At 65.8% G+C, this 13,440-nt stretch carries 12 protein-coding genes; 2 read left to right on the forward strand and 10 right to left on the reverse strand.

What is annotated here, in order from left to right:
* Positions 1 to 4 precede the first annotated feature (4 nt).
* From carB to GGR61_RS17185, 10 genes are all read right to left on the reverse strand, one after another.
* Positions 5 to 3,247, reverse strand: coding sequence for a carbamoyl-phosphate synthase large subunit (carB, locus tag GGR61_RS17140; RefSeq protein ID WP_184622881.1), 3,243 nt, complete (start codon positions 3,245 to 3,247; stop codon positions 5 to 7).
* A 113-nt stretch (positions 3,248 to 3,360) separates the two neighbouring features.
* Positions 3,361 to 3,717: a hypothetical protein gene (locus GGR61_RS17145; RefSeq protein ID WP_184622883.1), complete on the reverse strand. Its 357-nt coding sequence runs from the start codon at positions 3,715 to 3,717 to the stop codon at positions 3,361 to 3,363.
* Positions 3,714 to 4,877, reverse strand: coding sequence for a glutamine-hydrolyzing carbamoyl-phosphate synthase small subunit (gene carA, locus GGR61_RS17150; protein ID WP_184622890.1), 1,164 nt, complete (start codon positions 4,875 to 4,877; stop codon positions 3,714 to 3,716). The genes GGR61_RS17145 and carA overlap by 4 nt, the downstream gene beginning before the upstream one ends.
* A gap of 240 nt (positions 4,878 to 5,117) precedes the next feature.
* A complete protein-coding gene (dapB, locus tag GGR61_RS17155; RefSeq protein ID WP_184408656.1) occupies positions 5,118 to 5,834 on the reverse strand; it encodes a 4-hydroxy-tetrahydrodipicolinate reductase in 717 nt (238 codons plus the stop codon).
* Between the two features lie 324 nt (positions 5,835 to 6,158).
* Positions 6,159 to 6,878: an MOSC domain-containing protein gene (locus GGR61_RS17160; protein ID WP_184622892.1), complete on the reverse strand. Its 720-nt coding sequence runs from the start codon at positions 6,876 to 6,878 to the stop codon at positions 6,159 to 6,161.
* Complete coding sequence (locus tag GGR61_RS17165; protein ID WP_184622893.1) at positions 6,875 to 8,077, reverse strand: PLP-dependent aminotransferase family protein; 1,203 nt, start codon at positions 8,075 to 8,077, stop codon at positions 6,875 to 6,877. Before GGR61_RS17165 ends, GGR61_RS17160 begins: the two co-directional genes overlap by 4 nt.
* 584 nt (positions 8,078 to 8,661) lie before the next feature.
* Positions 8,662 to 9,162, reverse strand: a complete 501-nt coding sequence (locus tag GGR61_RS17170) for a nuclear transport factor 2 family protein (RefSeq protein ID WP_184622895.1) — start codon at positions 9,160 to 9,162, stop codon at positions 8,662 to 8,664.
* Positions 9,163 to 9,220: 58 nt separating this feature from the next.
* On the reverse strand, positions 9,221 to 9,475 hold the full coding sequence (locus tag GGR61_RS17175) for a DUF6587 family protein (protein WP_184408660.1): 255 nt from the start codon (positions 9,473 to 9,475) through the stop codon (positions 9,221 to 9,223).
* A gap of 1 nt (position 9,476) precedes the next feature.
* Positions 9,477 to 11,336: a ferrous iron transporter B gene (locus tag GGR61_RS17180; protein ID WP_184408661.1), complete on the reverse strand. Its 1,860-nt coding sequence runs from the start codon at positions 11,334 to 11,336 to the stop codon at positions 9,477 to 9,479.
* Complete coding sequence (locus tag GGR61_RS17185) at positions 11,333 to 11,581, reverse strand: FeoA family protein (protein WP_184408676.1); 249 nt, start codon at positions 11,579 to 11,581, stop codon at positions 11,333 to 11,335. Before GGR61_RS17185 ends, GGR61_RS17180 begins: the two co-directional genes overlap by 4 nt.
* Before the next feature lie 116 nt (positions 11,582 to 11,697).
* Between GGR61_RS17185 and GGR61_RS17190 the strand changes: the two genes are divergently transcribed.
* The gene (locus GGR61_RS17190; RefSeq protein WP_184408677.1) at positions 11,698 to 12,495 is read left to right on the forward strand and encodes an enoyl-CoA hydratase-related protein; all 798 of its coding nucleotides are present in this window, start codon (positions 11,698 to 11,700) and stop codon (positions 12,493 to 12,495) included.
* On the forward strand, positions 12,492 to 13,388 hold the full coding sequence (locus GGR61_RS17195; protein ID WP_184622896.1) for a hydroxymethylglutaryl-CoA lyase: 897 nt from the start codon (positions 12,492 to 12,494) through the stop codon (positions 13,386 to 13,388). Before GGR61_RS17190 ends, GGR61_RS17195 begins: the two co-directional genes overlap by 4 nt.
* Positions 13,389 to 13,440: the final 52 nt, after the last annotated feature.

Here is a 13,440-nt window from a genome sequence, read left to right on the forward strand (position 1 = left end):
GCTCTCATGCTTGCAGCTCCTTGTGCAGTTCCTGCAGCGACCACACAGGGCCGGTGCCGCGGAATTCCAGCGAATGCACCAGCGCCTTGGCGCCGGCGACAGTGGTCGAATAGGTCACGCGATGCTGCAGCGCTTCACGCCGGATCGAGAACGAATCGGAGATGGCGGCGCGACCTTCGGTGGTGTTGACGATATACACGATCTCGCCATTCTTGATCGAATCGACGATATGCGGGCGGCCTTCGGCCACCTTGTTGACGATCTCGCAGCTCAGGCCGTTCTGCTGCAGCCAGGCACCGGTGCCTCGCGTGGCCACCAGCGTATAGCCGCGCTCCACCAATGCCTGGGCGACCGGCAGCACGCGCTGCTTGTCCGGATCGCGCACCGACACGAACGCCTTGCCCACCGGCGGCGCCTTGATGCCACCGGCTTCCTGCGCGCGGGCGAATGCGGCGCTGAAGCTGCGGCCCACGCCCATCACCTCACCGGTGGAGCGCATCTCCGGCCCGAGGATCGGGTCCACGCCCTGGAACTTGGCGAACGGGAAGATCGCTTCCTTGACCGAGTAATAGTCCGGCACGATTTCCTTGGTGGCGCCCTGCTCGGCCAGTGTCTTGCCGGCCATGCAGCGCGCGGCGATCTTGGCCAGCGGGATGCCGATGGCCTTGGACACGAACGGCACGGTGCGCGAGGCGCGCGGGTTCACTTCCAGCAAAAACACCACATCGTCGCCTGCCTCGTTGACCTGCACTGCGAACTGGGTGTTCATCAGGCCGACCACGTTCAGGCCTTCGGCCAGCATGACGACCTGGCGGCGCAGCTCGGCCTGGGTCTTGGCCGAGAGCGAATACGGCGGCAGCGAGCACGACGAATCGCCCGAGTGCACGCCGGCTTCTTCGATGTGTTCCATCAGCCCGCCGATCAGCACGTTGCCGTCCTTGTCGGCAATGATGTCCACGTCCACTTCCACCGCGTTGTCGAGGAAGCGATCCAGCAGCACCGGCGAATCGTTGGAGACCTTCACCGCATCGCGTACATAACGCGCCAGATCCGATTCACCGTAGACGATTTCCATCGCGCGGCCACCCAGCACATAGCTCGGGCGCACCACCAGCGGGTAGCCGATCTCGCGTGCCAGCACCAGGGCTTCTTCCGCGTTGCGGGCAATGCGGTTCGGCGGCTGCTTCAGGCCCAGCTTGTCGACCAGTTGCTGGAAACGCTCGCGGTCTTCGGCCAGATCGATCGAGTCCGGCGAGGTGCCGATCACCGGCACGCCGTTGGCTTCCAGCGCGCGCGCCAGCTTCAGCGGGGTCTGGCCGCCGTACTGCACGATCACGCCCTTGGGTTTTTCCAGCTCGACGATTTCCAGCACGTCTTCCAGCGTCAGCGGCTCGAAGTACAGGCGGTCGGAGGTGTCGTAATCGGTGGAGACGGTTTCCGGGTTGCAGTTGACCATGATGGTTTCATAACCGTCATCGCGCAGTGCCAGCGCCGCGTGCACGCAGCAATAGTCGAACTCGATGCCCTGGCCGATGCGGTTGGGGCCACCGCCCAGGATCATGATCTTGTCGCGGTCGGTCGGCAGCGCTTCGCATTCGTCCTCGTAGGTCGAATACAGATAGGCGGTGCTGGTGGCGAATTCGGCCGCGCACGAATCCACGCGCTTGTAGACCGGGCGTACCTTGAGCGCGCGACGCAGCGTGCGCACCGATTCTTCATTGGTGCCGGTCAGCTCGGCCAGACGCGCATCGGAGAAACCGGCGCGCTTGAGCGTGCGCAGGCGCGCAGCATCCAGTGCCGGCATGCCGTCGTCGGCCAGTTGCTGTTCGTGGCTGATCAGTTCTTCGATCTGATCCAGGAACCAGGGATCGATGAACGACAGCGCGTACACATCGGCCACGCTCATGCCGGCGCGGAAGGCATCGGCGACATAGAACAGGCGCTCCGGACCCGGTGCCTTCAGCTCGCGCTTGAGCGCGGCGATATCGTCTTCGCTGCTCAGATCCAGGCCGGTCGGGTCCAGCCCGATCTTGCCGGTTTCCAGGCCACGCAACGCCTTCTGCAGCGATTCCTGGAAGGTGCGGCCCATCGCCATCACCTCGCCCACCGACTTCATCTGGGTGGTCAGGCGCGCATCGGCCTGCGGGAACTTCTCGAACGCAAAGCGCGGAATCTTGGTGACCACGTAGTCGATCGACGGCTCGAACGAAGCCGGGGTCAGCCCACCGGTGATCTCGTTCTTCAATTCGTCCAGCGTGTAGCCCACCGCCAGCTTGGCGGCGACCTTGGCGATCGGGAAGCCGGTGGCCTTGGAGGCCAGCGCCGACGAACGCGATACGCGCGGATTCATTTCGATCACCACTACCCGGCCGGTGGTCGGGCTGATGCCGAACTGCACGTTGGAACCGCCGGTATCCACGCCGATCTTGCGCAGCACGGCGATTGAGGCATCGCGCAGGCGCTGGTATTCCTTGTCGGTGAGGGTCTGCGCCGGCGCCACGGTGATCGAGTCGCCGGTGTGCACGCCCATCGGATCGAGGTTTTCGATCGCGCAGACGATGATGCAGTTGTCCGCAGTATCGCGCACAACTTCCATCTCGAATTCCTTCCAGCCCAGCACCGATTCTTCCACCAGCACTTCGGTGGTCGGCGACAGTTCCAGGCCACGGCCGACGATCTCGATCAGCTCTTCGCGGTTATAGGCGATGCCGCCGCCGCTACCGCCCAGGGTGAAGCTGGGGCGGATGATGGTCGGGTAGCCGACCCGGGTCTGGATATCCAGCGCTTCTTCCAGCGTGTGCGCCACTTCGGCCTTGGGGCAATCCAGGCCGATCTCGCCCATCGCCACGCGGAACAGCTCGCGGTCTTCGGCCATGCGGATCGCTTCGCGCTTGGCGCCGATCAGCTCGACGTTGTACTTCTCCAGCACGCCGTGGTCGGCCAGGTCCAGCGCGCAGTTCAGCGCGGTCTGCCCGCCCATGGTCGGCAGCAGCGCATCGGGCTTTTCCTTGGCGATGATCTTCTCGACCGTCTGCCAGTTGATCGGCTCGATATAGACCGCGTCGGCCATGTCCGGGTCGGTCATGATCGTGGCCGGATTGCTGTTGACCAGCACCACGCGGTAGCCCTCGTCGCGCAGCGCCTTGCATGCCTGCGCGCCGGAGTAGTCGAACTCGCAGGCCTGGCCGATGACGATCGGGCCGGCGCCGATGATCAGAATGGTTTTTAGGTCGGTGCGCTTTGGCATTTCTTTACTCGATTAAGGACTTGCGGCGAGCCGCAAGTGCGGAAGAGTGGCCGCGGCGATCGAATCGCGACGCAGCGTGATAGTGCATCGACCCAGCAGAGTCGAAAGCCGGTTCATCCTGCAGATCCATAGCCGAGGCCGTGCAGGGTGTGCTGAAGCCATTGATACAACCCGAAGGCTGCGGCGACGCTGACCAGGATCAGCAACCAGCCGATTCCCGAGGTCTTGCCCCAACGGCGTACCTTGTCCGGATCGCTGTTGTGAATTGACTGATGAAAGCGTCCGCCACCCACTGCGTAACCAATACCGAACAGCAGGCACATCGGTATGACCAAGGCCAGCTTCATGCCGCCGTGCAAGGTGATCGACTCGGCGCCAGCGCGTGCCTGCTCCAGCGGCATCCACACCGCCCAATAGGCCAGGGCAGCACCCACCAGCAGGATCAGCACACCGATCAAACGCACGCTCATGCGCGCTTGGCATCCTGCGTCATCAACGCCACGAACCGATCGAACAACGGCCCCACATCGCGCGGGCCCGGCGAGGCTTCCGGGTGGCCCTGGAACGAGAACGCCGGGGCGTCGGTCAGCGCGATGCCCTGGTTGGTGCCATCGAACAGCGAACGATGGGTGACCCGCACATTGGCCGGCAGCGTGGTTTCGTCCACCGCAAAGCCATGGTTCTGCGAGGTGATCATCACCCGCCCGCCGTCCAGATCCTGCACCGGGTGATTGGCGCCGTGGTGGCCGGTGACCATCTTGATCGTCCTGGCGCCGGCGGCCAGCGCCAGCAGCTGATGGCCCAGGCAGATGCCGAAGGTGGGCACCTTCCTGGCGATCAATTCCTGGATCGCAGCGATTGCGTAATCGCAGGGCTCCGGATCGCCCGGGCCGTTGGACAGGAACACGCCGTCCGGATGCATCGCCAGCACCTCGGCCACCGGGGTCTGCGCCGGCACCACGGTGACGTCGCAACCGCGCTCGGCCAGCATGCGCAGGATGTTGAGCTTGACGCCGTAGTCGTAGGCCACGACCTTGAATGTCTGTCCCTGTGCGGACGTTCCCGCGTTCAGGGCGCCGAGGCCGAGGAAGGCGTCGGAGTTCAGATCCAGCGAGCCTTCCTTCCAGCTGTAGCTGGTCTCGGTGGACACCACCTTGGCCAGGTCCATGCCCTTCAGGCCCGGGAACTTGCGCGCCGCTTCCAGTGCCTTTTCCACGTCGATCTCGCCGGCCATCAGCGCGCCGTTCTGGGCGCCCTTCTGCCGCAGCAGGCGGGTCAGCTTGCGGGTGTCGATGCCGGAAATGGCAACCACACCACGGGCCTGCAGCCATTCCGGCAAGGCCACCTGGCTGCGCCAACTGCTCGGGCGGCGCGGTACATCGCGCACGATCAGGCCGGCGGCCCAGATCTTGCGCGCTTCGTCATCCTGATCGGTAAAGCCAGTGTTGCCGATATGCGGATAGGTCAGCGTGACCATCTGGCGGGCGTAGGAGGGATCGGTCAGGATTTCCTGGTAACCGGTCATGGCGGTGTTGAACACCACTTCGCCGACGGAAAGCCCGTTGGCGCCTACGGATTCGCCCTCGAACACGGTGCCGTCTTCGAGGACAAGGATTGCGGGTTGGGTCACGTGGGGGTCTCGCTCTGGCTGCCTGGGACTCCGATGCGCTTCCGGCCAAATTCCGGTTGCAGCAAAGCGCGGACGCGGTGCTGAGGACCGGTCCGACGCTGGTTCGGGCAAGCGAGAATTGTAAAGGCAAGTGCCCCGGCATGCCAGCCTGAAGAACACCTGTTGACGCACTGGCCTCGCCACCACGAGATGAATGCGCCGCTGCGATCATTCGCCATTCATGCGCGACGACGCGCCGGGTTACAGCACCAGATCGCGCACGCGATAGCTGCCGGGCGGCTTGCCGACCAACCGCTTGGCCGCATGCAGCGCACCGCGCGCGAAGATGTCGCGGTTGGTGGCGCGGTGGATCAGCTCCACCCGCTCGCCCAAGGTGGTGAACTGCACCGTGTGCTCGCCGACGATATCGCCGGCACGCAGGCTGGCAAACCGCGGCTGCGCCCCGCTGCCGGTGGCCGCTTCGCCCAGCGTCAGTGCGGTGCCGGATGGCGCGTCCTGCTTGTGCACGTGATGCGCCTCGACAATATCGCAGTCCCACCCCGGCAGGCTGCCGGCGGCACGCTCCACCAGCTCGGTCAGCACCGCAACGCCGAGACTGAAGTTGGACGCCCACACCAACGGGATCTGTTGCGCGGCCTCCAGCAATGCGGCGCGCTGCGCCTCCTCCAACCCGGTCGTCCCGGACACCAGCGGTTTGCCGCGCTGCGCGCACAACGCCAGGATCGGTGCGAAGCCCTGCGGCAGGCTGAAGTCGATGGCCACATCGAACGCCGGCGCACCGCCGAGTTCGCTGGCGGCGAAGTACGGCACGCCGTCCACCACGCGCTGCGAGGGCGAACGTCCCACCACCGCAGCGACCAGATGCAAGGCCTCGTCTTCGGCAGCCAGGCGTAGCAATGCCTTGCCCATCCGCCCCGAGGCGCCGTGGATCAGAACTTTCACAGGTGAGGTTGTCATGGCGGCAGGCTAGCTAGGCGGTGTTGGTCGTACAAGATAGCCGGGATTCGGGAATGGGGATTCGGGAATCGTAAAAGCCGGGAGTCGGGAATCGGCAGTGGGGGAATCTTGGAAGCGGGGTGCGCGGGGCGTGCATCGTTTGCACCGCGTCTTGGTGGCGTTCGCAGGTGGCGCCTGTTGGTGCTTGCTGCCGGGGGGCGACACCGCGTAGCGAGCCGTTGTGGGTTGGCACGGGTTGCGTGTTCGACATCGGTGTCCGCATGCCGCGTGCAGCAGCGAGCGCGGCTGCGGTCTTCGGATGAGCGCGCCGGTTTGTTGACCGTGTCAGTCGGTGACGCCATCCAGGCGCTTGCCCCAGCCCTCTATTTCGTTGCGTTGCAGGCGGCGTTCGAACAGTGCCTGCCACGACGGCACCAGCGGCAGGCGCAACACCTCTTCGATCGCGGCCTCATCGACCTTGCGGGCGTACAGCACCTGTTGCAGGCGCGACAGCGTCCACTGCGGATGCGGCCGGTGTTGCAAGCTGAGCATGTCGCCGGCCGCCACCGCGCCGGCTTGCAGCACGCGGTAATACCAGCCGGTGCGGCCGGTGTCCTGCACGCGCCGCGCCATGTCGCGGACACCGAAACGATCGGAGAGTTTCCAGCACGGCTGACGCAGCTGCGAGACTTCCACCACCGCTGTCCCCAGGAAGAAACGATCGCCGAGGCAGACGTCGGCTTCGGTGAGACCGACGCTGCTCAGGTTTTCGCCGAATGCGCCGGCAGTCTCCAGCAACACGTGCGCGCCGAGGTCGGCTAGCCAGGCGGCATAGTGATCGCGCGGATAGTGATGAATCGCCTTGTCCGGCCCTCCGTGCACACGCCGGTCGCCCTGCTGGTCGCCGTCAAGACCTTGCGGACCGATGCGCACTGCCCCTTCCACCGCACGCTTGTCGATCGCGCTGCGACTACCGGGGCGGGTGAAATCGCGTGCGACACCAATCGCGACGCTGTCGATGGTGGTCGCGAGCGACGCCGCCTGCGCCAGCGTTGTCGTGGTCACGCGCCCTGCCCCGGCAATTCGGCCAGCGCCTCACGCAGGACCTCGCCCAGGATGTGGATGCCGGCATCGATCTTCTCGCCAGGTACGGTGACAAACGACAGCCGCAAGGTATTGGCCTGCGGCAAGGTGGCATAGAACGGCGCGCCCGGCACGAACGCGACATTGCGCGCGATCGCACGCGCCAGCAATGCGGTGCCATCCAATCCGGGAGGCAGGGTCACCCACAGGAACATGCCGCCTTCGGGGCGATTCCATTGCACCTGGGGCGGAAAATGGCGATCCAATGCCTCAAGCATCAGGCTGCATTGGCGCGCATACAGCGCACGGATCTGCGGGATATGCGTGTCCAGAAAATCGTCCTGCAGCGTCTGGTAGACCACGCGCTGGGTGAACGAGGGCGTATGCAGATCGGCCGACTGCTTGGCCTGGATCAGTTTGCCCAGCACCGCCTCCGGCGCGACGACATAGCCCAGCCGCAAACCCGGTGCGAGCACCTTGGAAAACGAGCCCATGTAGATCACGCCTTCGGAATGCAGCGACAACAGGCTCGGCAGCGGCTGGCCGCTGTAATACAGCTCGCCGTAAGGGTCGTCCTCGACGATCGGCACCCCCGCCTCGGCCGCACGCGCCACCAAGGCCTGACGTCGCGCCAACGGCAGGCGGCGACCGGTGGGGTTCTGGAAATTCGGCAGGCAATACAGAAAGCGCGCATCGTCCAGCACTGCAGGATCCAGCGCGTCCACCACCACGCCGTCCTCGTCCGAGGGCATGCCGACGAAGCTGGGCTGGAACAGCGAGAACGCCTGCAAGGCGCCGAGGTAGCTCGGCGTTTCCACCAGCACCTTGCTGCCTTCGTCGATAAAGACCTTGCCGAGCAGATCCAGGCCCTGCTGCGAGCCGGTGGTGATCAACACCTGGCTGGGCCGGATGCTGGCGCCATCGCGGCTCAGCCGTGCGGCCACCCATTCGCGCAGCGGCGCATAGCCTTCGGTGGGGCCGTATTGCAACGCCGCCTGCGGCGCATCGCGCAGCACCTGGTCGCTGGCCGCGCGCATGCGCTCCACCGGAAAGGTGGCCGGCGACGGCAGCCCGCCGGCGAAGGAAATCACCTCCGGCCGTTCGGTCACCTTGAGGATTTCGCGAATCGCCGAACTGGTCAGCGCCTGCGCACGTCGGGAGATCTGGAAGGAGGTCGTCATGGCGCAAGCATAGCGAAGGCGTGTGGCCGGCGCGCGTTGCGCTGCAGCGTTGGACGCGGAACTCGGCCAATGGATGACGGACACCGCGCCCACGCATCGGTAGCGCCAACCCGGCGATAGCGCCAGCGGCGTTTAGAGCAGCCAACAAAACCTGGCGAGCGAGCGCCTGTCAGTGAGTGCGGTGGTTTTGCCGGCCGTATCTTGGTGGATGCAGTCAGAAGTCCAGATCAAACACTAAGTGGGTCGAATGCGCGGTGCCCTCACCGCTCGCGGGACACGCCGTGAACCCGTCCGTGGGGGCTCGGTGGCGGCATCCATGCCGCCACACGGTCCCGCAAGCGGCGAGGACACCGCACCAGAGACTCCGCTGGTTGCTGTGTTTAAACCCATGCATGCCGACCATCTCGACTGGTCCTTGCCCGCCCAGCGTCGCGGGACCTTACGCGGCATGGATGCCGCGTAAGCGCTTACAAGGACGTACTTGCAGCGTGTCCCGCGACGCTGGGCGGGCAAGGGCCCTGCAGCCAGGCCGCAGATAGCCGGCCTGCAGTAGGCTGACACCGAAGCCGTTTTGTTAGCCGCTCTTAGTCGTACGCCGGCCCGACCCAGGCAGTGCCTTCGCTGCGTTCGATCAAGGTCTTCCAGCGTTTGCGGATCACCTTGTCGCGCGAGCGGAAGGTCATGCGCAGGCCCGGCAAACCGAGCGTGGCGCGCGTCTCGACCATGGCCGAGGCCTCATCGGGCGCGATTTCGATCTTGGTGATCGAATGTTTGTAGTCGATCAACTCTTCCGGAGGTGCCACATGGCGCATCTGACCCAGCAACTGCGCCCATTCGCCATTGGATTTGCAGTATTTCTCGCGTGTGGCGGTCTGCCGCTTCTGGTGCGAGTCCATGCGGTACAACACCACCATTTCGAATTCCGGCGCGGTCATCGCGCACAGCGCCTCTCCGTCCTGGCTCAGCATCGCTTTATCGTGCGCAGCATAGAAATCGCGCACCTGCGTTTCGTCCAGCGCATTGCCACCGTAGTTATATATGCCCGCAACGGCGGCCAAGATTGCCAACAACACCAACAAACGCATCGCCTATCCCCTGTACCGCCGCATCCTGCGGCCGCGCAAGTGTAGAGGACCAGGCGCGTCAGTGACCACGTGGCGGCGTGGGCCCGCAACTGTCGCAGCCGCCGCAGGCCGACGCGTTTTGCGCAGCCGGCGGTGCCACACGCCGCCCAAGCGCCTGCATCCACGGCGGTCGCCCATCGCGCAGCAAGCCGATCGCCAGGGTGCCGCGCAGGCGCCGTAGCGTGCCGGGAAATTGCTTCTTCATCACCACCCACAGGCTGAGCAACACCGCCAGGGCGATGACCACGTACTGCAACGTCAGCGACAGATCCACCTCAGCCGGCTCCGAGCAGCACGGCCAGCTGATAGGTCACCAGCGAGGCCAGATACGCCAGCGCGAACAGGTACACCGCACTGATGGTCATCTGCTTCCACGAGTTGGTCTCGCGCTTGATGGTCGCCAGCGTGGAGATGCACATCGGGGCGTAGATGTACCAGACCAGCAGCGACAGCGCGGTCGCCAGCGACCAGCCATCGCTGATCAGCGGCGACAGCGCCTGCGCAGCGGCATCGTCGTCTGCGGCAGACAGCGCGTACACGGTGGCCAACGAGGCCACCGCCACTTCGCGCGCGGCCAGGCCGGGGATCAATGCAATGCAGATCTGCCAGTTGAAACCCAGCGGCGCGAAGAAGATCGCCATCGCATGGCCGATGCGCCCAGCGAAGCTGTAGTCGATCGCCGGCAAGGTGGCATCGGCCGGTGCGGCCGGAAACGACAGCAGGAACCACAGCAAAATGGTCAAGGCCAGGATGATGCCGCCGACCCGCTTGAGGAAGATCAGCGCACGCTCCCACAGACCCAACGCCAGGTCGGGCAGATGCGGCAGGCGATAGGACGGCAGTTCCAGCATCAAGGGATGCTCGCTCTTGTCGCGGCGCCACTTCTTCATCGTCCACGACACCAGCAGCGCGCTGACGATGGCCGCAGCATACAGCGCGAACAGGATCAGGCCTTGCTGGTTGAAGATGCCCCACACGGTCTTCTGCGGGATGAAGGCGCCGATCAGCAACGCATACACCGGCAGGCGCGCCGAACACGTCATCAACGGCGCGACCATGATGGTGGCGAGGCGGTCGCGCGGGTCCTGGATGCTGCGGGTGGACATGATGCCGGGCACCGCACAGGCGAAACTCGACAGCAAGGGAATGAACGAGCGCCCGGACAAACCGGCGGCAGCCATCATGCGATCGAGCAGGAACGCCGCGCGTGGCAGGTAGCCGGACTCTTCCAGCGCCAGGATGAAGGCGAACAGGATCAGGATCTGCGGCAGGAAGATGATCACCCCGCCCAGGCCGGCGATGATGCCGTCCTTGAGCAGGCTGTTGAGCGGACCCTCCGGCAAGGTGGCGCCGACCCACTCGCCCAACGCCGACGTGCCGCCGTCGATCAGGTCCATCACCGGCGTGGCCCAGGCATACACCGCCTGGAAGATCAGGAACATCACCACCGCCAGCGTGACCAGGCCCCAGACCGGATGCAGCAGCCAGCGGTCCAGCGCGTCGTCCACGCGCGAGGTGCGGGTGGGCATGGTGACCGCCGCGCTCAGGATCTGCCGCACCTGCGCGTGGTAGTTGCCATCGACCGGCGGCGTAGCGGTGGGGGCGACCAGGCTCGCGGCCTGCGTATCGAGCCGTTCCACCAGGGCCTTGGCGCCGCCGCGGCGCACCGCCACCGTTTCCACCACCGGCACGCCCAGCGCCTGTTCCAGCGCCGGCAGGTCGATGACGATGCCGCGTCGCTGTGCGGCATCGACCATGTTCAGCGCCACGATCATCGGCCGGCCCAGCTCGCGTAGCTCCAGCGCAAAGCGCAGGTGCAGGCGCAGGTTGGTCGCATCCATCACGCACACCAGCACGTCCGGTGCAGGCTCACCGGGATAGAAGCCACGGCACAGGTCGCGGGTGATCGCTTCATCAAGACTGGCCGGCTGCAGGCTGTAGGCGCCGGGCAGATCCAGCACCGCGAAGTCGCGCCCGGACGGCGCGCGGAAATGCCCTTCCTTGCGCTCGACGGTGACGCCGGTGTAGTTGGCCACCTTCTGCCGGCTGCCGGTCAACTGGTTGAACAGCGCGGTCTTGCCACAGTTGGGGTTGCCGACCAATGCCAGACGCAGCGGAACGGTTGCCGCGCTCATGCCGGTGCTCCGTCGACGTGCACCTGCACGCGCGCAGCCTCGCTACGCCGCAGGGCGAACCGTGTGTAACCCACCTGCACCAGCAACGGCTCGCGCCCGACCGGCCCGGTGGCCAGCACCGTGACTTCTTCGCCGGCGACAAAGCCCAGTTCCCGCAGCCGCCGGGCGATCGTGTCGTTGGGAAGGCGATCCTCCACGGAATCCACGATGGCGGCGCGATGCAAAGGCATGTCGGACAGCGTCACGAAGACGGCCTGATTGTTAGGAATGGTTCTCAATTCTAGCATCGACGCACCGCGTCATGGCTCCGCCGACCCATGCCGCTATCATGGTTCGTATCCCATTCATGGACGTATGCACAATGCAGGACACCGGCTTGATCGTGGACGACCAGGGACCGGTCCGCACGCTACGTCTGAACCGCCCGGCGGTGCATCACGCCTTCGATGCGACCCTGATCGCCGCCCTCACCGAGGCCTTGCGACACGCCGGTCGGGCCGCACAGATCCGCGTCGTCGTGATCACCGGTGCCGGTGGCGCGTTCTCCGCAGGCGCCGATCTGAACTGGATGCGCGGCATGGCCGGCGCCAGCGAGGCCGACAACGCGGCCGATGCGCTCGCGCTTGCCGGCTTGATGCGCACGCTGGACGAATTGCCCAAGCCGACCATCGCGCGCGTCAACGGCGCGGCATTTGGCGGCGGCGTCGGCCTGGTGGCCTGTTGCGATATCGCCATCGGCTGTACCGAGGCGCGCTTCGGCCTGACCGAGAGCAAGCTCGGCCTGCTGCCGGCGGTCATTTCGCCGTACGTGATCGCGGCGATCGGCGCGCGCCAGGCACGCCGCTGGTTCGCCACCGGCGAGATTTTCGACGCCAGCACCGCGCAGTTGCTGGGGCTGTTGCATCAACTGGTCGCCGCAGATCAACTGGACATCGCCGTGGAGCGTCAGGTTCGCCTGTTGCTGAGTGCCGCACCGCTGGCAGCCGCCAGTGCAAAGGCGTTGGTGCGCTCGGTGCTGCCACTTGCCGACCGCGACGCCATCGATGCGGCCAACGCGGCGTGGATCGCGCGCCTGCGCGTTTCGCCCGAAGGCCAGGAAGGCCTGAGTGCCTTCCTCGACAAGCGCACGCCTGCCTGGGTGCCGGAGGATCTGGCGTGAGCGAGGTCGTGCGCATTGTGGAAGTCGGCCCACGCGATGGCCTGCAGAACGAGGCGCAGCCCATCGCCACCGCCGACAAGATCGCCTTGATTGATCGACTCTCCGCGACCGGGCTACGCAGTATCGAGGCGACCAGCTTCGTCAGCCCGCGCTGGGTGCCGCAACTGGCCGACGCGGCCGAAGTATTCGCCGGAATCGCGCAAGCACCGGGCGTCAGCTATCCGGTATTGGTGCCGAACCTGCAGGGCTATGCCCGCGCACGCGCCGCCGGCGCGCAGGAAGTGGCCGTGTTCACTGCGGCGTCGGAGGCATTCAATCGCACCAATACCAATGCCGGCATCGACGAATCGATCGAGCGGTTTCGCCCGATCCTGGAACAGGCCGCGCGCGACGGCGTGCGCGTGCGAGGCTACGTTTCCACCGTGCTGGGTTGCCCGTATCAGGGCGAGGTGCCGGTGGCCGACGTGGTCGATGTGGCGCAACGCCTGTACACGCTGGGCTGCTACGAGATTTCGCTGGGCGACACCATTGGCGTGGGGACGCCGGCCAAGGCGCGCCAGATGCTGGCAGCAGTGGCGCAGGCCGTGCCGATGCAGGCATTGGCGGTGCACTTCCACGACACCTACGGCCAGGCGCTGGCCAATATCGCCGCCTGCCTGGAGCAAGGCGTACGCGTGGTCGATGCGGCGGTGTCCGGTGCCGGCGGTTGCCCATACGCCAAGGGTGCCAGCGGCAATGTCGCCACCGAGGATGTGGTGTATCTGCTGCATGGGTTGGGCATGCCTACCGGCATCGATCTGCCTGCCCTCGCCCGCACCGGCTGCTGGCTGGCGCAGTTGCTCGGTCGCCAGACCGGCAGCAAGGTCGGCAAGGCCTTGGCGGCCGCCGGCTGAGACGCAAACTCCGCATGCCACTGACACCGCATCTTCCAGCTTGGTCGCATAG

The sequence above is a fragment of the Xanthomonas sp. 3058 genome, from assembly GCF_014199765.1.
In the GTDB taxonomy this organism is placed as follows: domain Bacteria; phylum Pseudomonadota; class Gammaproteobacteria; order Xanthomonadales; family Xanthomonadaceae; genus Xanthomonas; species Xanthomonas campestris_B.